The organism is Pseudomonas sp. HMSC067G02 (assembly GCF_001813485.1).
Classification (GTDB): Bacteria; Pseudomonadota; Gammaproteobacteria; order Pseudomonadales; family Pseudomonadaceae; genus Pseudomonas; species Pseudomonas aeruginosa.
This window is the reverse complement of sequence record NZ_KV812726.1, coordinates 24,410-43,793: the sequence shown is the minus strand read 5'-3', so window position 1 is coordinate 43,793 and position 19,384 is coordinate 24,410. Positions and strand designations below refer to the sequence as shown.

Genomic DNA, 19,384 nt, shown 5'->3' with positions numbered 1-19,384 from the left:
ATCTGACCCGGCATTCTATTCGAAGTGCCATCACTGGGTAGAAAGGAAGCAGGATAAAACAAAAAGCCCCGCGCGAGGCGGGGCTTTTCGGGATTCATGGTGGCACCAAGAGTCGAAAAATATTATAAATAATTGAAATATATGAACTTGATTATAGGGCTATTTATTTTCTATCCCTAAAACTATCCTTAGGCATTTAGCTGGCTTCTGCATGTGAGCCTTCCTAGAGACTCTGGGGTGTTCGGAAAAGGTCGATGGCGGCACTAAGTTATAAGCGCCCTGGCGCTAAGTACGATGAAGAAGCTAGAGCACTCAGCGACGGTCTTGAGGATCGAAACTAAGGATAACTCCAATATGTCGAACCGTGAACGGGGTCCCTGATCTAGAGTGGTTGTGCTTTGTAATAAAGGCAAAGTTAGGGCGATGTTTACAGTCGCTTTCTTCAAAGCTGTCTAGAGATTTTTCCCGTAAATGCTGTCGCCAGTTTGTAACAACCGCATTCGCATCGCGGTTCCTAATGTATATCAGCATCCCTCCTTGGTCTTGGTTAACATCTCCAGTTGAGTAGCGTGTTGTTAGCTGCTGAAAACCCTGATAGAGATAGTCATACGAACTATGTATTTTTGCTTCGCCGATCCACAAATGGTTTTTTTGACCTCTGACCGCCAAATCGGAATGTCCGCCAATTTTTTCGTCATGCGTAGCCTTGTAACCCATGTGTGTGAGGCTTCGTTTTATTTCAGACGTGAGTCGATCTTCCCCGTCTTCGGACAATAGTTCGGGATTTTCTTGAAGTTTTGAGACGATTTCATCAATATCAATGCGCAACGCCTCGACAAAGTCTTCGTAGCTATCGGCTAATAGCCGATTTATAAAGTTTCCTATCCCGGGAATGTGTGGTGCCAAAACTTTCAGGTCGTTGAGGCTGTAGTCGCCAATTGATGTCTTGCTCACTATTTCGCCTCCTGTGAGAAGGCTTGGCCAATAGTAAAATAGGGATAGATTTTTGTCTCGAAGCCTTCGAAACTTTGGCCGCTTTCTGGGTGGTAAAATATGCCAGTGCGTCTAGCTTCACTTAACTCTTCCGGCGTGACTGGATACGATTCATCACCATCTATGAATTCGAATTTTGCTTCGAGTATTCGAAGAGGATACCCGGTGAGGTATTGGACTGTTAATATCGCCAATGAAATGTCAGGGGCGCTTATTATTTTACTTATTCTAGTAAATGTAAGGTGGTTGATGACTTTTTCAGAAAGGAGATAGTCAACCATAAGAAGACTTGCGCTCATCAGTGGCTCTGATGGTGCGCTTTCTTCTATAAGGGCGACTATCTCATCTCTGGTCATGATCTTAAAGGACTTTCATCATCACGAAATTATAGTCCTCAATGCAAGTGCAGCCCAAAATGTAAATCATATCAATTACGGGGTCTTCGCTGCTTGCAACGGAGAAGTGTGCTGGGATTGCAACTTCAGGGTATCCATAACCTTGTTCCGAAATCCAACGTTTGGAAATGGAGAAGGGATTGAGGTTCTTAACGGCTTCTGTCCCGCCATGATGGTATGGATCTTTTCTTACGTCCAGATCCTTTCGTCGCATTTTTTCTTTATATATGCCTGCGGCATCAGTGACGTGCCCCAACTCGCCAATAGTACCGTCTGGAGCCTCGTAGAGCCGCTCAATGGCAGGATAGAAATTTACAGGGTTGGCTAAGATTCTATCGACTCCCAAGGTTTTTTTTGCGAATTCATTTATGATTCGCTCAATGGCTGTGACCCTGAGTTTGAGATCTTCGGCACTGATTTTTTTTAGCCCGTCTAGCCGAATGTCGATATAGCCAGCTACAGGATCAATGGAGATGACGTCGAAAAGTTGAACAGGCCGTCTCCTAATTCCAATAAGCTCATCAAACGCACCAAAGTCTTGGACCGCTTCATCACCCAGCGCGGTGCCCGGCATTTCCTCCCTTTCGGTGACGCGTATCTTAGAGCAAAGAATGAAGTCGTGCTGATTGCCGATCTGCATGTATGCAACGCAGGTAGCACCCCCGTTATACTCTTGAAGTTCGTCTCTAGGCATAGGGTAGGGGTAGTGATCAGACAAGTCAGAGTCGCAGACGAAGTCTTTAGTCATGCTCTCAATTAGAGCTTTGAGATAGACAGAGTCAACTTCAAACACCTTCAGGCATTTATCACCAAAGCTAGTTAGCTCATTGTGAATGCTCTCAATGGCTACAGCATACTTCTCTTTATCTTGCCCAGTAAGTCCTGGCTTTAGCTTTTCTACCGTTGGGTCCCAGCCGGTGGATGCTGGAAGGTTATGGTTTTTAAGTGCATTTCTGAAATTTGTAAACGAAATGTCTCTAGCTTGTAGTGCAGCAATAAAATCCAAGGTGACCATAACGGTAGAGTCCAGCTGAGCCTAAATACCATGCAAGGAGAATGACATTGGCTACCTTAGGAACCGTCCGAAATTGCATCCTTGCCATTCGACGCCGTCCGCTTTCGAGGTTTCGGCTGGAAAACGTATGACTGATGGCGTTTTAGCATCTGAAGGTGGATCTTGCAAAGTGATTTCATCCCAGGATGCCGGGCAACCATCTGGCTCGGGCCATTTAGCTGCGATGTCAGGGCGGGTCTGGCTGAGACGAGGCCATGACAAAATGCCTTAATTTATCGGCTCCGGGGTGAAATCGGTCGAACGTCCAGCATCTATCTAGCCGAAGGTGAGCAGCTTCAACGTCAGTAATGCGCTCAAGGCTCCTGTCCACGCTTCGTATTGCGTATGGCGTCCGAAGCGACATACGCTAGTTTATGAGCCAAGGCAACCGGCTTCGACACTGGAGCGGCCTTACGGCGTAATTACTTTCATTAGTTCGCCATAGACAAATTGCATCTGCTGGGAACTGCTTTCTTCTGTAGAGGGCTCCCAATTATCTATTGTATTATAGACTCTCCGCATGCCGGTTGGTTTAAAACATCCTAATTCATCGGTTATAGCTACAGCGTAACCATAAAGCTCTAGCCAATGGCTTGTGTAATTCCCTTTTTTGCCTTGATAGTACTTGATGTCTTGGTAGCCTCTCATTCCAAAGTATATGCCAAGAATTATACTCCAGGCTTTATTGGTATAGTCTTTTGAAAGTTGGAAATTTTTTGGGATTACACTCCAGTTCAGCTTGCGTAGCGCCATATTAATTTCCGTGAACTCATGCTCTATAAACTTTGGTTGTAAATTCAGTTTAATTCGATACTTTTCAATTTCATCATAAACTTCTCGGATTGTTTTGATCCCTCTTAACGGGGTGTCGCTATCATCTTCTAGGCTTAGTCTGTATGAGTTTAATGCTTGTTGTGACTCGATGTTGAACTCTGTGCGCACCGCTTCTATAATTGTGATGCATAGCGAGCTAAGAAAAAATAGCTCTGCAATAGAATTTGGGTGGTCTGGGCTCTTAGTGTAATTGCTCAACAAAATAACTTCCTCTTTGTTGCTGTCTACTCTAAAATTATGAGCAGCAAGTGCATTTCTATAATCTCTTAATCCTTTTAGTTCTTCAATTCTTTCTAGTGCTGGTTTGGTCGCCCTGCACACACTCTTGACCCTTTCGTTTTCTTTAGCTAATGATCTGAATGCTTTAAACTCATCTAGAAACGCGCATACGTCAATGACTTGCTTTAAGAATAGTGACTGTTTAAGATCTTCATTGAATTGATCAAGATCCTTGCATCGTCTACTGTACTTTCTTGTCAGAGATACGGAAAACTCAATTAAGAACAAGTCCCTTTCGAACTTTTCTTTAAGGAGGTCGAAGATTATCAAACTGTTGCTCAACTGCTTCATTAAGGCGCCTCTAGTTTTTTGATCTTTAAGCTGAAGGTTAATTTATGTTGGTGTTTAAGTTTTGCATTTGCAACTATTGGGGGTGGCCCCAAAATTAAATCGTGGCGTATATCTACTAATCCGTGCTTCTTCCTTGGACGCTTTCGAAGGGCTGCTTCTGGCCTATATCTGCCCGTTATGAAGAACAGCTCCGAGTTGAGAACGAACTGTACGGCGCGTCACCATAATAGCTTTCAGTTCACGTGCAGCCTAAACAACACCAAGTAGTTCTACTTTTTAGTATTGGTCAAGTGGATAGGATTGCATTCTTGATTGTTTGCTGGTGGTACGATGCCGTCAATAACTTCAATGGCGAGAAGATTTCTCAGTGGTATAAGTGATTTAGGGAATTTGGCTCCCAATACAAGGATGGCTCTCGCGACTTGAGGGTGCACTTCAGCAAGCAGCACTGCATCCATAACAGCTCTATATTTAACGCATTGGAATAGCCCCCTTACAATATCAGACTCTGCTGAGATGGCAGATTTGATCTCCGCAGCTATCCAAACTGCTTTGCTACTAAACGAGACATCAACTGTGTCACCGGATGGTAACCTGTATTCTGTCACGCCCACTGAGATGTTAGAGCCGAGCCCGATGACATGCGGATTGCGTGCTACGTACTCTTTGAGCGCCTTGTGATCCTCGCTCTCTCCAGATCCGTAGACCCGACTGGCCTCTTTCAAGATAGGTGAAAAATCGCACGCCACCGGCTCAAGTGATAACGCTTTTAGAACCTCGTTCCATCGAGAAAAGGAAAAAACGTGCGCAAGCTCTGCCTCAACAATGACGCGCTTCTGGCGGAGTGGAAGTGCTGAAAAATCCTCTTTTTTCACGAGAAACCAACCAATACCTTCTCCTGGGAGGCCTGTATTTTTGTTGATTACAAGACACTGGAGAGGTGGGACTTTCACCTTCCATATCTTCGAGAGCCATTCTAGCGATTGACCAATACTACCAAGAACGTAATTAAGGTTGCGAGGGTTAGGCATTCCCAGCTCCTCAGCAAGATCGGAGTAAAAAATTGGGACGCCGGCCCTCGCTTGACGAACAAGTATAGGAAGAGCGGCGCGGGCACGTACTTGGTATGCCTTGTCACCTAGGATTGGCTTAGAAATCTTCGCGGTACTCATTTCGATCCTTGAATTCATTACTGGCTGGACGGCATGCCGTAGAAGACAGCTATATGCGCACTATTACCCTGGCTTTAGGGTAGCCTATAGCCATCGCGTGCAACAAGTTCCGCTATGAGTTGGTTGCTGTCAGTCACGACAGTCAAGAACAGAACCTCACTCAGAGGTCGAACCTCCATATTTTTTGTAAACGGCGAGCGAGAAGCCGCACGGTCAGAAGATAGTAATACCGCGTCGCCTCGCTGCGTCGATTTAAGCGATGCTCAAGAAACCAATCCACATGCTTTTTCTGCCAAGCCCAAGGCGTCGGTCGTTGCCAGCGCTCAGAAATTTCAGCTTGGATAATTCTCGCCTGCCGTAAATGGCGGTGCTGCGTGGTACGCGATCCTGTCAGCACGCCAGCCAAGAACAACTCCATGTCGAATGACTTACTCATATGCGTCCTCCAATGTAGGCCGCGACCACATCGATCCGACCGTGCCCCAACTCATAGCTGATTTGCCCCCGGGCCTCACGATCAAGGTTCCTATCTACCTGACAACATTGGCCGCCGTTGATTGGCGCGGGGTGTTGGGTGATCTGTTCGTAGCGCTCACATGCGTACGCCGCTCGTAGCTCATGGAAGCCCTTGAGATTGTGTGCATGAAGGATGACCCGCGCAGGGTGGATGATTTCTTGCAGAAATGTCAGGTAGCTTTCGTGTCGCGCAATCAGATTGCGGCCACCCATAGGCGATACCTGCCGTGCAAACTCAAGCGCCTTGCGAACATGATCGCCCACTGTAATCCATCGCGGCGCCGAGGCTCCGGAGCGACCGCCTTTGGTGCCATCCTGAATGTTGATCCTGCCTAGTTCGTTAGCCTCACGGCTCAGCCGTGGCAGGTCAGCCAAGATGGCCTCACGCAAGCGCATGCCGGTGGCTCGCGCCAACAGAACGATCGCGGCGGCCCGCTGCAGATCATGGCGGCAAAGCGCATCAACGATTTGCTTAACCTGTTCGCGGTCCTGGCCTTGTGGGGCCAATTGACGAAACCCGCTGCGCTGTATACCCATTGCCTTGCTCGGGCTTGGCAACTTCACGTATTGATCACCGCGAAGCGCTGCTATTGTCCGGTTAACGCTGGATAGCCGGTTTTGTGCGGTGCTGACAGCAAGGTCACCGCGCCTAACCATGTCGCGCAGATGCGCCGCATAGTCGGCCAACACCTTTCGATCAATCTGCCGCGCATCATTGATACCGGGGCCATGCTCGGAGCGGCACCATTTCACAAATGCCCGCCACCGATCACTGTGCGCCTTAACCGTGCCGTAGTGGCCGCCGCCGAACATGTCTTTCAGCGCTTGCGGTCCTGCGTAGCTCAGTTGCCTTCCATAACCAAAATTACGACCATCGCGTCTACCTGCCAATGCCATCTCAATCACCTCATCTGCCGTTCTCCGATCCTCGCCCCACGTCATCCCGCCAAGAATGCTGAGTGTTATCAGGGATCAAGGCCCCTGCGACCTGTGGGGAGTGTCCTCTACGCGGGACTGGCGGCTCCTTAAGTCCGGGAGCAAGGGCATCTCATGATCTAGCCTCCTGAGCACCGTTACCGGTGGGCGGGTGGAGGCTGCATTGGCTGACGAGACCAGTGCCGCGAGATCCTGAGCCATGTGCAAGCAGCACTGCGATGACCGGGGCGTGCCTGACTGTCAGTCAGGTGCAGTCCATTCCTTGGTCTGCGGCACCATCATCTACAACGCTGTTGCTGGTGACATCGGCGTTTGTCACGCCGATTGTCACGAGGGGGAATGCCGCAAAGCCTTGTGCGATCAGGGCTGCAGCAGTGGTAGAAGTGCCCGTCTCTTTTCAGGAAAAGAGACGGGCACAGGTTGGCGCAGTATTCGGCCAAGCGGATAGGTTGCTGCAGGGCAGCGAGGTACGGTGTATCTGGCGCACAAGCGCTATATGTGTAAGAGCATCCATCACATGGGTAGTGACCGGGCGAGCTGCCGGATGCGAATCGCCCTTGGGGAGAACCACCGCCAGAGCGGCGTGACCTTTAAGGTTCGGGTCACCTGGGGTGCTGTCATCGACAGCGCTTGCAACTTCCGGTCTACGCCTGTGGACAATATTCGTCAAGTAGAGCAATTTCAGGGATTTGGCACCTGTGGATAAAAGTATCCCCCGGTGGACATCAGTGGTTTTCCACAGACGTACGCTGTGCCAGCAGTTATTTTCTTAGATATGGTCCTTTCAAACGGGGCGGCTTTGCAGCCCCGTTTGAAAGGACCCGCGCGGAGGAGCTTCATGCGGTGCTGTGGGTAACTTCACAGCGAGTTGAGGTGGTGGTACGGCGCTTTACTCGGTCCTCTTGGCACTGCGAAGGCGCGTGACGTTCTCGCCCGTCTGCTTGGCAAACTCATGCGGCGTCACATGGTCCTCGCGGTTCGCTTCCAGAAACCGGCTCCACCAGGTCATGATCATCCGGCGCTCTTCGAGGAACTCGGCCTTGTGGGTATAGGCGGCGCGCACGTTGTTGCGTTCCTTGTGGCTCATCTGCCGCTCGATAGCCGTCTCCGACCACAGCCCGGACTCGACCAGCGCACTGCACGCCATGGCTCGGAACCCGTGGCCGCAGATATCCACCTTGGTGTCGTAGCCCATCGTCCTGAGCGCTGCATTCACCGTGTTCTCGGACATCGGTTTCCACGGTTTGGCATCTCCCGCGAACACTAGGTCGAACTTGCCGGTGATCGCGTGGATCTGCTCAAGCAAGGCCACTGCCTGGGGCGATAAGGGTACAACGTGGATATCCCCGGCCATCTTTGTACCCCTTGTGGAAAAGGGCACACCGTCCAGCGCCGGGCGGGTATCGGGAATCTCCCAGATTCCGCGCTTGAGGTCGAACTCGTTCCAACGGGCGAAGCGCAGTTCACTGGAGCGTACGAATACATGCAAAGACAGCATCACCGTGAGGCGCGTGAGCGGGCGACCTCTGTAATCCTGAATGCATGCCAGTAGCTCTGGCAGCCGCGATAAGGGTAGTGCGGGTCTGTGAGTTACCCGTGGTGTCTTGATCGAGCCATCGAGATCGTGAGCCGGGTTCGCTGTGATCAGCCGCAGCCGTTTGGCTTCACGCATGATGCTCTGCAGGTAGTTCTTGATCCTGAGCGCCACGTCGATGGTGCCGCGCTTCGTCACGGCTTCCAATGGCTGCATGAGGTCGTGGGTGTCCAACTCAACGATTGCTCTGGCACCGATCAAAGGGAACACGTGAGTTTTCAAACGGCTGAGCACTGTCTTGGCGTGGCCGGACGCCCACTTGGGCACCATGCTCGCGTGCCAGTCGAGCGCAACGCTTTCAAAGGTGCGGCCGTTGATCACGGCCTGGGTCTTGGCTTGTTGCTTGGACTGGATCGGGTCTATGCCGTTGGCAAGCTGTTGTTTGATCTCGAAGCGCTTGCGGCGTGCATCGCCCAGCCCGACCACCGGATAGCTGCCGAGAGCGGTCAGGCCTTCGCGGCCATCGGGTTTCACGTACCTGAGCCGCCAGCCCTTGCGGCCGTTGGGTTGCACAAGCAGGTAAAGACCGTCGCCGTCGAAGAGCTTGTACTCGCGCTCTCTGGGCTTTGCCGTGCGACAGGCGGTGTCAGTAAGCGGGGCAGTGGTGCGGGCCATAAGGGTAGTCTCCGATATCGAAACGGACCTCTATCCTTAAAACTACCCTTATTAGCGCTGGCTACCCTCGGAATCCGACGGAACGCCAAAACGAAAAAACCCGCCAGAAGGCGGGTTTTTCGGGGGTTCCAGAGATTTTGAAAGCTTTCTATGGAACCTTGAATGGTGCCGGCACCAGGAGTCGAACCCGGGACCTACTGATTACAAGTCAGTTGCTCTACCAGCTGAGCTATACCGGCGAAGAGGGCGACATTATAGCCAGCCGCCGCCAGGAGTAAACCACTGATTTTCCTGCCCGAATGCCGTTCGTCCTCAGTGCCCGGAGGCGGCCGCGCCGGGCTTGGCGCCGAACGGCGGGCGGGCCAGCCAGATGATCACCAGCAGGGCGAGGAACAGCCAGCCGAGCATGGTGAAGTAGTCGATGGTGGACATCATGTAGGCCTGGCTCTGCACCATCCGGTCGAGCAGCGCCGCGTTCGCCTGGGTGTTGCCGCCGAGCTGGGCGAGGGTTTCGTGGGTGGCCGGGTCGTAGAGGCTGATGTTTTCGCTGAGGTAGGCGTGGTGTTGGGTGGCGCGGCGGTTCCAGATCCAGGTGGTCAGCGAGGCGGCGAAGCTGCCGCCGAGGGTGCGCAGGAAGGTGGCCAGGCCGGAGCCGTCGGCGATCTGGTCGGGGGGCAGGTCGGAGAGCAGGATGCTCAGGATCGGCATGAAGAAGAACGCCACGCCGAGCCCCATGATCAACTGCACGATGGCGATGTGCTGGTAGTCGACCTCAGTGGTGAAGTTGGCGCGCATGAAGCAGGTGATGGCCATCGCCAGGAACGACAGGCCGGCGAGCATGCGCAGGTCGAAATGGTTGGCGTAGCGGCCGACCAGCGGCGAGAGGAACACCGGGAGGATGCCGATTGGCGCGGCGGCCAGCCCGGCCCAGGTGGCGGTGTAGCCCATCTGGGTCTGTAGCCATTGCGGGAGCAGCAGGTTGATGCCGAAGAACGCGGCATAGCCCAGCACCAGCGCCAAGGTGCCGGCGGCGAAGTTGCGGTGGGCGAACAGGCGCAGGTTGACGATCGGATGGCGGTCGGTGAATTCCCAGATGATGAAGAAGGCCAGGGCGATCGCCGCGATCAGCGCGCCGCCGACGATGAAGTTCGACTCGAACCAGTCCAGGTCGTTGCCCTTGTCGAGGACGATCTGCAGGGCGCCGACGCCGATCACCAGGGCGATCAGGCCGACGTAGTCCATCGGCGCCTTCTTGATCGTCACCGGGCGTGCCTTCAGTTGCTGGTAGACGACGAAGGCGGCGAACAGGCCGACCGGCACGTTGATGAAGAAGATCCACGGCCAGCTGTAGTCGTCGGTGATCCAGCCGCCGAGGATCGGCCCGGCGATCGGCGCCACCACCGTGACCATCGCCAGCAGGGCCAGGGCCATGCCGCGCTTCGCCGGTGGGTAGATGGAGATCAGCAGGGTCTGGGTGATCGGATACAGCGGCCCGGCGACGAAGCCCTGCAAGGCGCGGAAGCCGACCAGAGAAGGCATCGACTGGGCGATGCCGCAGAGGAACGAGGCGAGTACGAACAGCAGCGCGGCGGCGATGAACAGGCGCACCTCGCCGACCCGCCGGGCCAGCCAGCCGGTCAGCGGCAGGGCGATGGCGTTGCTCACGGCGAACGAGGTGATCACCCAGGTGCCCTGTTCCGAACTCACCCCGAGGTTACCGGAGATGGTCGGCAGGGCGACGTTGGCGATGGTGGTGTCGAGCACCTGCATGAAAGTCGCCAGGGACAGGCCGATGGTCGCCATCACCAGGCTGGGCGGGGAGAAGCTGCTGCTTTCGCTCATGCTGGCGGGCTCAACGCTGGGCGGTCTTGCCGTGGTCTTCGGCGAGGTTGGCTTCGATCAGGCGTTCGATCAGCTTGTCGGCCGAGGCCAGTTGCTGCTGGTAGACATCGGTGGAGAACAGCGCTTCGCGCGGTGGCTGCTGGGCCAGGGCCGGGCCGCTCTGGTCGTGCAGGTCGACCTTGACGTCCATCGACAGGCCGATGCGCAGCGGATGCTTCTGCAATTCTTGCGGATCGATATGGATGCGCACCGGCACCCGCTGGACGATCTTGATCCAGTTGCCGGTGGCGTTCTGCGCCGGCAGCAGGGAGAACGCGCTGCCCGTGCCCACGCCGAGGCTGTCGACGGTGCCGCTGTAGCGCACGTCGCTGCCGTAGAGGTCGGAGCGGATCTCCACCGGCTGGCCGATACGCATGTGCTTGAGCTGGGTTTCCTTGAAGTTGGCGTCGATCCAGATCTGGTCCAGCGGGACCACGGCCATCAGCGCATTGCCCGGTTGCACGCGCTGGCCGACCTGTACGCTGCGCTTGGCGACGTAGCCGGTGACCGGCGCGACGATGGTCGAGCGGGCGTCGTCCAGATAGGCCTGGCGCAGTTGCGCGGCGGCGGCCTTGACGTCCGGATGGGAGGTGATCTGGGTGTCGTCGACCAGCGCGCGATTGGTGTTCAACTGCTGTTCCGAGCTGGTCAGCGAGGCTTTCGCGCTGTCCAGGGCGTCGCGGGCGTGGGCCAGTTCCTCCTGGGAAATGGCGCCGTCGTCGGCGAGGTTCTTGCGCCGCTTGTAGTCGGCCTCGGCCTTGGCCAGCGCGACCTTGCGGGTGGCGACCTCGGCGCGATAGCCGTCGACGTTGCTGAACAGCCCGCGCACCTGGCGCACGGTGTGGGCCAGGTTGGCCTCGGCGCGTTGGAGGGCGATGTCGGCGTCGCTGGGATCGAACCTGACCAGTTCCTGGCCCTTGCGCACCAGGTCGCCGTCGTCGGCGCCGATGCTGACCACGGTGCCGACGATCTGCGGGGTGATCTGTACCACGTTGCCGTTGATGTAGGCGTCGTCGGTGTCCTCGTGCCAGCGGCCGTAGAAGAACTCCCAGGCCACGCTGGCCAGGGTGGCGAGAACGATCACGGCGAGCAGGATCAGCAACCAGCGCTTGCGCTTCGGGTTGCCGGCGGGGGTTTCGCTGTTGGCGGTAGTCATGGTGGGTGCCTCGTTCATTCTGCCGGCGCTTTCGCGGTAGCGAGCGCAGCGGAGCGGGAATCGGGTTGGAAACCGCCGCCCAGGGCCTGGACCAGCTGGACGGAAAGATCGATCTGCTGGCTCTCCAGGCTGGCCAGCTGGCGTTCGGCGACCAGCAGTTGCTGTTGCACGCTGAGGGCGTCGAGGTAGCTGCCGACGCCTTCGCCGTAGCGACGCATGGCCAGGTCGAAGTTGGACCTGGCGATATCGCGGGCCTGGCGCTGGTCGATCACCTGCTGCTCCAGGGAGCGCAACTTGCCGAGGTTATCGCTGACCTCGCCGAGGGCCTGGACCAGCGTCTTGTTGTACTGGCCGACGGCCAGGTCGTAGTCGGCGTCGCGTTCGGCCAGGTTGGCGCGGCGGCGGCCACCGTCGAAGATCGGCAGGGAGATCGCCGGCGCCACCTGGAAGAAGCGGCTCGGCGCCTGCAACACGTCGCTGGTGTGCAGGGCGGCGAGGCCGGCCATCGCGCCGAGATTGAGGTTGGGATAGAACTCGGTCTTTGCCGAGTCGATGTTGCGGCGCGCCGCCTCGACCCGCCAGCGCGCGGCAACGATGTCGGCGCGGCGGCCGAGCAGCTCCGCCGGGAGCACCGAGGGCAAGCTCAGGCTGGCCGGGTTCAGCGGTTGCGGGCGCTGCAGTTCGAGACCGCGATCGGGCCCCTTGCCCAGCAGCACGGCGAGGGCGATGCGGGCGCTGGCGATGTCCTGCTCGGCGGCGCTGAGCTGCTGGCGGGCGGTGGCCAGCTGGGTCTGCGTCTGTTGCAGCTGGACCTTGCTGTCGAGTCCGGCGCTCATGCGCTTCTGGCTCAGCTCGGTCATGCGCTGCGAGCGTTTCAGTTCTTCCTCGGCGAGATCGCGCACGGTAAAGGCGTGGGCGAGGTCGCTGTAGGCGCGGGCGATGCTCGCCGAGAGGCCGATGCGCGCGGCCTGGCTGTCGATCCGGGCGGCATTGGCCTGGCCGAGGGCGGCTTCCCAGGCGGCGCGCTCGCCGCCCCAGAGGTCGAAGTCGTAGTTGAAGCCGAGCGACAGGTACTTGATCGCCGAATAGCGGCCGCCGAGCGGTGCCGGGGCCACGCTGGTCGGCGCGCGGATGCCGGAGTAGCTGGCCTTGGCGTCCAGCGTCGGCTGGCGCGCGGCATCTTGCGCCTGGGCCGTTGCCGCCGCCTGGCGCGCACGCGCCTCGGCGATCTGCAGGTCGGGGGTGCCTTGCAGGGCTTCGCCGATCAGTTGGTCGAGCTGCCGGTCGCCGAGCCCGGTCCACCAGTCCTGGCGCGGCCAGGCCGCTGGCGAAAGGGCTACGCCGTCCAGGCTCCTGCCCGCCTGGAGGGCGCCTGCCGGTTGCAGTCGGGCGTTCGGTTCCAGGCCTTCGGAAGTGACGCAGCCGGCGGCCAGCACTATCGCCGAGGCCAGCGCCAATCGCTGCGGCCAGGGATGGAGAAGAGGGAACGGCATGGATCAGGACTCCTGCAGGCTGGCCCTAGGGCAGCCGGCGTGTAGCAGAACCTTGGTCAGCAGATGGGTCAGCGTCTGCAATTCTTCCGTGCTCAGGCAGGCGACCAGCTCGTTCATCGCCGCCGAGGCGATCAGCGGAAGCTGCTCCTGGACCTTCCGTCCCGCTTCGCTGAGATCCAGGCGCAGGCAACGGCGGTCTTCGGGACAGCGGCCGCGCAGCAGCAGCCCTTTTTTCTCCAGGCGCGCCAGCATGCGCGTCATCGAGCCGCTGTCCACCGACAGCTCGCGACACAGTTCGACCGGACTGTTGGCGCGGTTGAGACCGACGAAGATCAGCACCTTGAACTGGGCGGCGGTGATGTCCAGCGCGGCGAGGTGCTTCTCGAGGATGCGGTCCTTGGTCGCGGCACTGACGCCGATGAGCTGGCCAATGGAGCCCTTGAAGGGAAAGTCGGAGGCGCTGTAGTGACCCATGGTGGAGGGGATCGCTGTCTAGGCAGGGAAAGTGTTTCAAAATAATACTGCCTAGGCAGCGATTAACAAGAGCTCAACCGTTGCAATAAAAGAACAATCCGTTCCTTCGAACGTCATGCGATGCCGTTCTGCAACTATTGCCGGTGCTGAAGTCCACTTTCGGATTAACCGGAAAGCCAGGCTTATGCACAAGTGGGCAAGGGATAGGAAGGAAACGCTCTAAGAGTCGCTGCGGTTATCTCGGTTGTTATCAAGATATTGTTTTATATGGATTTTATTTTTTCTGTTCATTTTTTGAACAGCATTGACCGCCCCTGGATACGGGCCCCTCGGCAGATGTTTCCCAGAACTTGTCACCAGACTTATCCACAGGTTGTGTGGGCAACCATCCGGAACACCCGTATCAGCTGCGCTCCGCAAGGATCAGCAGGTTTCGCGGAGACAGGGAGGTCGGACAGAACTCGCCCAGGCGGACGCTATAGCCCTGTTCGACCAGATACAGGCAGCGGTCCAGCAGCAGCCAGAGTTCCAGCGGGCGGCGGAACAGGGCGCGCACCAGTTCCAGGTTGCGAACCATCGCCAGGCGCTTCCAGCCGGCCGCTTCCAGCGCCTGCCAGTCGCGCGCGGCCGGTTCGGGAAGTCCCTTGAGGGCGGCGAGTTCGCGACAGTAGTCGGCGTATGGACGTTCCAGCCAGGCCACCGGAAGGGAAGGCACGCTGAGGTACTGGTCGATTCCGCGTAGCTCGCGCTGCAGCAGGTCGAAACCCAGGCGCCGGGCCATCGACTGGTCGCGCTGGCGACGGACCCGTTGGCTGGCGGTGACTGTCTCGCTCAGGGGCAGGCGCAGGTCGTCAAGCGATAGCGCGAGCAGCGATCGGCCTGCTGTTTGCGAGAGTGGCTGGTAGAAAGGCCCCGGAATGCGGTTGTAGCAGCATGGCGCCACCGCCAGTTGGCGACAGCCGGCCTGGCTGGCCAGGCGCAGCAGGCGCAGGTGTAGTTCGCCGCAAGCGTGCAGGGCCACTGGCGTATGCCCGGGAAGCAGGCGCTCGGCGCAGTCCACGGCCAGCACATCCTGGCGGAGGTGGTGGGCGGAGAGCCCCAGGCGGTCGCTCAGGCGCTGTCCGTCGGCGACCAGCGCGGGATCGTGTTCGAGGCAGGTCAGCGGTTGCCCCGCATGGGCCAGCAGGCGGCCCAGATGGCCCTTGCCGGAGCACCAGTCGAGCCAGTGGACGACCGGCCTGGCGAACTGCAGGCGCCCGGCGAACAGGCCGATCTGCTGCCACTTGCGTCCCGGTACGTCGACATTGAAGCGGTTCGGTGCCTGCGGGCGTTCCGCCAATCGCAGTTCGCCGACCGCGCCCAGCGCCGCGGCCTGGGCGGCGAGCTGCGGATAAGGCGCGGGCGCGGCCAGGCGGGTGGGCTGGTTGTGCTCCGCGTCGGCCTGTTCGAGGCTGCGCCCGCGCAGCCAGGACGCCAGCTCGGCGTGTTCGGCTTCCCACGCCAGGGTCGGTTCGCTGAACGGGCGGGGTCGCCAGAGCCGCTGGTGTTCGAGGAGGAACGCGTCCAGCGCGAGGAAGCGCTGCGACAGGGCGTCGCCAGTGAGGAACGGGAAGGTTTCGGACACGATGCGAGCGGCAGCGGGAAAACGGGGCGGCGATTATAGCCGCCCCGCAGGCATCGGAAAGCACCCGCTCAGCGGCCCTGGGTGGCGTCGACCCGCAACCAGCGTTCGATCAGGCGGAAGATCCGCGTCAGCACGATGGTGATCACCAGGTACAGCGCGCCGGCCAGGCAGAAGAACAGCATCGATTCGTAGGTGCGGGCGATGATGGTCCGGGCCATGCCCATGATGTCGAACAGGGTCACGGTGTAGACCACCGCGCTGGCCTTGAGCATCAGGATCACTTCGTTGCTGTAGGCCGGCAGGCCGATGCGCACCGCGCGCGGCAGGATGATGTGCCAGAGCGCCTGGCGCCGCGACATGCCGAGGGCGCGGGCGGCCTCCACCTCGCCGACCGGCACCGAGTGGATCGCGCCGCGGAGGATCTCGGCGATATAGGCGGCAGTGTGCAGGGTCATGGTCAGCAGCGCGCACCAGTACGGATCGCGCAGGTAGGGCCAGAAGGCGCTCTTGCGCACTTCCTCGAACTGCGCCAGGCCGTAGTAGACGATGAACAGTTGCAGCAGCAGCGGCGTGCCGCGGAAGAAGAAGATGTAGGCGTACGGCACCGCGCGCACGTACCAGTGCCGCGAGGCGCGGGCGATGCCCAGCGGCAGGGCCAGGGCGAGCCCGGCGACCACCGCGATCGCCAGCAGCTCCAGGGTCAGCGCCGCGCCCTGGAGCATCTTCGGCATCCACTTGAGGATCAGCTCCCACTCGCTCATAGCTCGTTCCTCACGAAACCACGGCCGGCGCGACGTTCGAGGAAGTGCAGGGCGACCATGATGACGACCGTGAGGCTCAGGTAGATGGCGGCCGCGGTCATGTAGAAGGTGAAGGGTTCCTTGGTCGCGTTGGAGGCGACCTGCGCCTTGCGCATGATCTCGTCGAGGGTGATCAGCGACACCAGCGCGGTGTCCTTCAGCAGGATCAGGTACAGGTTGCCGAGGCCGGGCAGGGCGACCCGCCAGATCTGCGGCAGGACGATGCGCCAGAATATCCGTCCGGGCGACAGGCCGAGCGCCTGGCCGGCCTCGCGATGGCCGCGCGGAATGGACAACAGCGCGCCGCGGAACACCTCGGTGGCGTAGGCGCCGAAGCACAGGCCGAGGGCCAGGGTGCCGGCGGCGAACGGCGAGAGCGCCAGGTCCGGCTTGCCGAAAAGGTCGCCGAGGGCGTTCAGGCCGCTCACCGTGCCGAAATAGATCATCAGTACCCAGAGCGTTTCCGGCACGCCACGGACGATGGTGGTGTAGGTGCCGCCGAGGAAACGCAGGGCCGCGTACTTCGAAGTCTTCGCGATGGCGCCGAGGAGGCCGAGCAACAGCCCCACGCAGACCGCCGCCAGCGACAGCTTGAGGGTCATCCAGGTACCGGCGAGCAGTTGCTCGCCGAACCCATGCAGGTCGAGAATCATGAGAAGTCAGGCCTGAAGGCGGCCACCGCCGGGACGCGCCCGGCGGTGGCCTGGCTTGGCATCAATAGATGCTGAAGGGGAAGTACTTGTCGTTGATCTTCTTGTAGGTACCGTCGGCGACGATTTCCTTCAGCGCGGCGTTGAGCTTCTCGCGCAGCGGGTCGCCCTTGCGCACGGCGATACCGATCTTGTCGTTGTCGAACACCGGTTCGCCCTTGAACTCGAACTCCTTGCCGGCGTCGCTCTTCAGCCAGTCGTACTGCACGAACTTGTCGGCCAGCACGCCGTCCAGGCGCCCCGAGGAGAGGTCGAGGTAGGCGTTCTCCTGGGTGTCGTAGAGCTTGATGGTGACCACGTCGGCCATGTTGTCTTCCAGCCAGGTGCCGGCGATGGTGGCGCGCTGGGCGCCGATCACCTTGCCCTTCAGGGAGTCCTTGTCGGTCTTGAAGTCGACGCTCTTCGGCGCGACGAACTGCAGCTTGTTGGTGTAGTAGGGATCGGTGAAGTCGACCGCCTGCTTGCGCTCGTCGGTGATCGACATGGACGCGACGATGAAGTCGAACTTCTTGGCGTTCAACGCCGGGATGATGCCGTCCCAGTCGGAGGTCACCACCTCGCACTCGGTCTTCATCTTGGCGCACAGCGCCTTGCCGATGTCGAGGTCGAAGCCGACCGCCTGGCCGCTGGCATCGATGCCGTTGAAGGGCGGGTAGGCGCCTTCGGTGCCGATGCGCAGCTTGTCGGCGGCGCTGGCGTCGAGGGCGAAGGCCAGGGTTGCAGCGGCGGCCAGCAGGATCTTCTTATAGTTCTTCATGCGGTGTTGCTCCGTTAGCGGTGGCTGGACATGAACTGTTTGCAGCGCGCCGACTGGGGGTTTTCGAAAACCTGTTGCGGCGTTCCCTGCTCTTCTACCAGGCCCTGGTGGAGGAATACCACCTCGCTGGAAACCTGGCGGGCGAAGCTCATTTCGTGGGTGACCAGCAGCATGGTCCGGCCCTCTTCGGCGAGCGCACGGATCACGTTAAGCACTTCCTGTACCATTTCCGGGTCGAGCGCCGAGGTGGGCTCGTCGAACAGGATCACCTTGGGTTGCATGGCCAGGGTCCGGGCGATGGCCGCGCGCTGCTGCTGGCCGCCGGAAAGTTGCGCGGGATAGCTGTGGCGCTTGTCGGCGATGCCGACCTTGGCCAGCAGGCCCTCGGCGATCTCGATCGCTTCGGCCTTGCTCTTGCCCAGTACGCGACGCGGCGCCTCGATCACGTTGTCGAGGATGCTCATGTGCGGCCACAGGTTGAAATTCTGGAAGACGAAACCGAGTTCGCTGCGCAGCCGGTTGATCTGCTGGCTGTCGGCGGCGACCAGGTCGCCGTTCTTGCTCTTCTTCAGGCGCAGCTCTTCGCCGGAGACCAGGATCTGGCCCTGGTGCGGGTTCTCCAGCAGGTTGATGCAGCGCAGGAAGGTGGATTTGCCCGAGCCGGACGATCCGAGGATGGAGATCACGTCGCCGTCGCGGGCGGTGAGGGAGATGCCCTTGAGCACTTCGAGGTCGCCGTAGCGCTTGTGCAGGTTACGGATTTCCAGTGCGGGGGTGGCCTCGGCCATGGATTTTCCTCTTGTTATTCGGATTGGAAGGGCCTTCCTGGCGAAGGCAAGCTAGCACAGCGCTTCAACCGGAGCCAAGCAGGCTGCGTGCCTCTGGAGCGGGGTTGGCGGCATCTTGTCGCATCGCTGCAGTGCGCTGTCGCGTAGGAACAAAACTGTCGGCTTTCGAAGAAAACTCCTGGCGAACCCTGACCTGAAGCAGAGCCTGGAGGTCGGTGCGCGCCCCGTTCCCGGGCACGCGGGACCGCCTATGGAGCCGCCGGCGGCTGCTCCGCGCGCGGCTCCGCCAGCACCTTGGCGGCGGCCAGCGGCGGCGGTGGGGTGATGCCCATCGACACATAGATGCTGGTGAAGGTGTCCATGCCGATCTGTGCCGGTTTCACCCATTCCACCGGAACGTAGAGCAGGCCGCCGCCCACCGGGATCGGCGCGGTCGGCACCAGGATCGCGTAGTGCGCGCGGCCGTCCAGTTCCACCGCTTCGGGGTTGGGCATCAGCGCCAGCACGGCGGCGCCGTCGCCGCCGAAGAAACACCACACCGGACTCATCGCGGCGATGTCGGCGTCCTGCTTCTTGTCCAGCAGGCCGACGAAACGGTCGGCCAGGTTGTACAGGTTGCCGATCAGCGGGGTGCGCCGCAGGGTCAGGTCGAACAGGTTGGCCAGCGGCCGCTTCAGGCCTAGCTGTACGCCGAGGCCAAGCAGGTAGATGGCTACCAGCAGTAGCGCGGTACCGAGCAGGTAGGCCAGTGGCGAATCGCCGGCGAGCGGCTGGCCGATGGCGGCGAAGCCGCGACCGATCAGGCTGGATGGACCGACGAAGCGGTTCAGCAAGCTGACCACCCAGGCCAGCAAGGCTACGGTGAGTACCAGCGGCAGCATCACCAGCAGGCCGGCGAGCCAGGTGGCGAGCAGGGAGTTGAAGCTTTTCTTCAGCATCGATCGGGGTCCTGACAGGGTCCGCCTAGTCTATCGGCACTGCCTGGCTCACGCTCGGCCGTTCGCCGGGATGGGCGAAAGATC

General features: G+C 59.1%; 18 protein-coding genes and 1 tRNA gene. All 19 read right to left on the bottom strand.

All coding sequences use genetic code 11. From position 1 onward, the window contains the following. Positions 1–312 precede the first annotated feature (312 nt). Positions 313–954 (bottom strand): hypothetical protein, encoded by a 642-nt coding sequence (locus tag HMPREF2914_RS32555; protein ID WP_023092730.1) that lies wholly within the window; start codon positions 952–954, stop codon positions 313–315. After that, the gene (locus HMPREF2914_RS32550; protein ID WP_124128699.1) at positions 954–1,349 is read right to left on the bottom strand and encodes a hypothetical protein; all 396 of its coding nucleotides are present in this window, start codon (positions 1,347–1,349) and stop codon (positions 954–956) included. Before HMPREF2914_RS32550 ends, HMPREF2914_RS32555 begins: the two co-directional genes overlap by 1 nt. 4 nt (positions 1,350–1,353) lie before the next feature. Further along, positions 1,354–2,403 (bottom strand): hypothetical protein, encoded by a 1,050-nt coding sequence (locus HMPREF2914_RS27430; RefSeq protein WP_023092729.1) that lies wholly within the window; start codon positions 2,401–2,403, stop codon positions 1,354–1,356. A 450-nt stretch (positions 2,404–2,853) separates the two neighbouring features. Continuing rightward, positions 2,854–3,846 (bottom strand): hypothetical protein, encoded by a 993-nt coding sequence (locus tag HMPREF2914_RS32110; protein WP_023092728.1) that lies wholly within the window; start codon positions 3,844–3,846, stop codon positions 2,854–2,856. 269 nt (positions 3,847–4,115) lie between these two features. Then, a complete protein-coding gene (locus HMPREF2914_RS32105) occupies positions 4,116–5,018 on the bottom strand; it encodes a hypothetical protein (protein ID WP_071537879.1) in 903 nt (300 codons plus the stop codon). A gap of 160 nt (positions 5,019–5,178) precedes the next feature. Next, the gene (locus HMPREF2914_RS32100; RefSeq protein ID WP_071537878.1) at positions 5,179–5,454 is read right to left on the bottom strand and encodes a hypothetical protein; all 276 of its coding nucleotides are present in this window, start codon (positions 5,452–5,454) and stop codon (positions 5,179–5,181) included. Continuing rightward, the gene (locus HMPREF2914_RS27425) at positions 5,451–6,431 is read right to left on the bottom strand and encodes an integrase domain-containing protein (RefSeq protein WP_023092726.1); all 981 of its coding nucleotides are present in this window, start codon (positions 6,429–6,431) and stop codon (positions 5,451–5,453) included. The genes HMPREF2914_RS32100 and HMPREF2914_RS27425 overlap by 4 nt, the downstream gene beginning before the upstream one ends. 928 nt (positions 6,432–7,359) lie before the next feature. Next, a complete protein-coding gene (locus HMPREF2914_RS27420) occupies positions 7,360–8,679 on the bottom strand; it encodes a tyrosine-type recombinase/integrase (RefSeq protein WP_023092725.1) in 1,320 nt (439 codons plus the stop codon). 163 nt (positions 8,680–8,842) lie between these two features. Further along, positions 8,843–8,918: transfer RNA gene (locus tag HMPREF2914_RS27415), tRNA-Thr, on the bottom strand. Between the two features lie 73 nt (positions 8,919–8,991). After that, entirely contained in the window at positions 8,992–10,521 is a 1,530-nt protein-coding gene (locus tag HMPREF2914_RS27410; RefSeq protein ID WP_003146487.1) for a DHA2 family efflux MFS transporter permease subunit, read from the bottom strand. A gap of 10 nt (positions 10,522–10,531) precedes the next feature. Further along, positions 10,532–11,716 carry an HlyD/EmrA/EmrK family protein gene (locus HMPREF2914_RS27405; RefSeq protein ID WP_003110594.1) on the bottom strand — a complete coding sequence of 395 codons (1,185 nt, stop codon included), beginning with the start codon at positions 11,714–11,716 and terminating at the stop codon, positions 10,532–10,534. Between the two features lie 14 nt (positions 11,717–11,730). Continuing rightward, on the bottom strand, positions 11,731–13,209 hold the full coding sequence (locus HMPREF2914_RS27400; RefSeq protein ID WP_003118019.1) for an efflux transporter outer membrane subunit: 1,479 nt from the start codon (positions 13,207–13,209) through the stop codon (positions 11,731–11,733). Positions 13,210–13,212: 3 nt separating this feature from the next. Then, positions 13,213–13,683 carry a MarR family winged helix-turn-helix transcriptional regulator gene (locus HMPREF2914_RS27395; protein ID WP_003110596.1) on the bottom strand — a complete coding sequence of 157 codons (471 nt, stop codon included), beginning with the start codon at positions 13,681–13,683 and terminating at the stop codon, positions 13,213–13,215. Positions 13,684–14,086: 403 nt separating this feature from the next. Then, a complete protein-coding gene (locus tag HMPREF2914_RS27390; RefSeq protein WP_023092724.1) occupies positions 14,087–15,307 on the bottom strand; it encodes a methyltransferase in 1,221 nt (406 codons plus the stop codon). Positions 15,308–15,375: 68 nt separating this feature from the next. Further along, on the bottom strand, positions 15,376–16,068 hold the full coding sequence (locus tag HMPREF2914_RS27385; protein WP_003096163.1) for an ABC transporter permease: 693 nt from the start codon (positions 16,066–16,068) through the stop codon (positions 15,376–15,378). Continuing rightward, positions 16,065–16,760: an ABC transporter permease gene (locus tag HMPREF2914_RS27380; RefSeq protein WP_003105543.1), complete on the bottom strand. Its 696-nt coding sequence runs from the start codon at positions 16,758–16,760 to the stop codon at positions 16,065–16,067. The genes HMPREF2914_RS27385 and HMPREF2914_RS27380 overlap by 4 nt, the downstream gene beginning before the upstream one ends. A 61-nt stretch (positions 16,761–16,821) precedes the next feature. Next, positions 16,822–17,574 carry an ABC transporter substrate-binding protein gene (locus HMPREF2914_RS27375; RefSeq protein ID WP_003096156.1) on the bottom strand — a complete coding sequence of 251 codons (753 nt, stop codon included), beginning with the start codon at positions 17,572–17,574 and terminating at the stop codon, positions 16,822–16,824. A gap of 14 nt (positions 17,575–17,588) precedes the next feature. Then, complete coding sequence (locus HMPREF2914_RS27370) at positions 17,589–18,362, bottom strand: ABC transporter ATP-binding protein (protein WP_003096153.1); 774 nt, start codon at positions 18,360–18,362, stop codon at positions 17,589–17,591. Between the two features lie 248 nt (positions 18,363–18,610). Further along, complete coding sequence (locus HMPREF2914_RS27365) at positions 18,611–19,300, bottom strand: DUF502 domain-containing protein (RefSeq protein ID WP_003135910.1); 690 nt, start codon at positions 19,298–19,300, stop codon at positions 18,611–18,613. Positions 19,301–19,384: the final 84 nt, after the last annotated feature.

What these genes read in the sequence shown, in the direction of transcription:
- HMPREF2914_RS32550 (WP_124128699.1), bottom strand. Translation starts at nt 1,349, where the DNA reads ATGACCAGAGATGAGATAGTCGCCCTTATAGAAGAAAGCGCACCATCA.
- HMPREF2914_RS27430 (WP_023092729.1), bottom strand. Translation starts at nt 2,403, where the DNA reads ATGGTCACCTTGGATTTTATTGCTGCACTACAAGCTAGAGACATTTCG.
- HMPREF2914_RS32110 (WP_023092728.1), bottom strand. Translation starts at nt 3,846, where the DNA reads ATGAAGCAGTTGAGCAACAGTTTGATAATCTTCGACCTCCTTAAAGAA.
- HMPREF2914_RS32105 (WP_071537879.1), bottom strand. Translation starts at nt 5,018, where the DNA reads ATGAGTACCGCGAAGATTTCTAAGCCAATCCTAGGTGACAAGGCATAC.
- HMPREF2914_RS32100 (WP_071537878.1), bottom strand. Translation starts at nt 5,454, where the DNA reads ATGAGTAAGTCATTCGACATGGAGTTGTTCTTGGCTGGCGTGCTGACA.
- HMPREF2914_RS27425 (WP_023092726.1), bottom strand. Translation starts at nt 6,431, where the DNA reads ATGGCATTGGCAGGTAGACGCGATGGTCGTAATTTTGGTTATGGAAGG.
- HMPREF2914_RS27420 (WP_023092725.1), bottom strand. Translation starts at nt 8,679, where the DNA reads ATGGCCCGCACCACTGCCCCGCTTACTGACACCGCCTGTCGCACGGCA.
- HMPREF2914_RS27410 (WP_003146487.1), bottom strand. Translation starts at nt 10,521, where the DNA reads ATGAGCGAAAGCAGCAGCTTCTCCCCGCCCAGCCTGGTGATGGCGACC.
- HMPREF2914_RS27405 (WP_003110594.1), bottom strand. Translation starts at nt 11,716, where the DNA reads ATGACTACCGCCAACAGCGAAACCCCCGCCGGCAACCCGAAGCGCAAG.
- HMPREF2914_RS27400 (WP_003118019.1), bottom strand. Translation starts at nt 13,209, where the DNA reads ATGCCGTTCCCTCTTCTCCATCCCTGGCCGCAGCGATTGGCGCTGGCC.
- HMPREF2914_RS27395 (WP_003110596.1), bottom strand. Translation starts at nt 13,683, where the DNA reads ATGGGTCACTACAGCGCCTCCGACTTTCCCTTCAAGGGCTCCATTGGC.
- HMPREF2914_RS27385 (WP_003096163.1), bottom strand. Translation starts at nt 16,068, where the DNA reads ATGAGCGAGTGGGAGCTGATCCTCAAGTGGATGCCGAAGATGCTCCAG.
- HMPREF2914_RS27380 (WP_003105543.1), bottom strand. Translation starts at nt 16,760, where the DNA reads ATGATTCTCGACCTGCATGGGTTCGGCGAGCAACTGCTCGCCGGTACC.
- HMPREF2914_RS27375 (WP_003096156.1), bottom strand. Translation starts at nt 17,574, where the DNA reads ATGAAGAACTATAAGAAGATCCTGCTGGCCGCCGCTGCAACCCTGGCC.
- HMPREF2914_RS27370 (WP_003096153.1), bottom strand. Translation starts at nt 18,362, where the DNA reads ATGGCCGAGGCCACCCCCGCACTGGAAATCCGTAACCTGCACAAGCGC.
- HMPREF2914_RS27365 (WP_003135910.1), bottom strand. Translation starts at nt 19,300, where the DNA reads ATGCTGAAGAAAAGCTTCAACTCCCTGCTCGCCACCTGGCTCGCCGGC.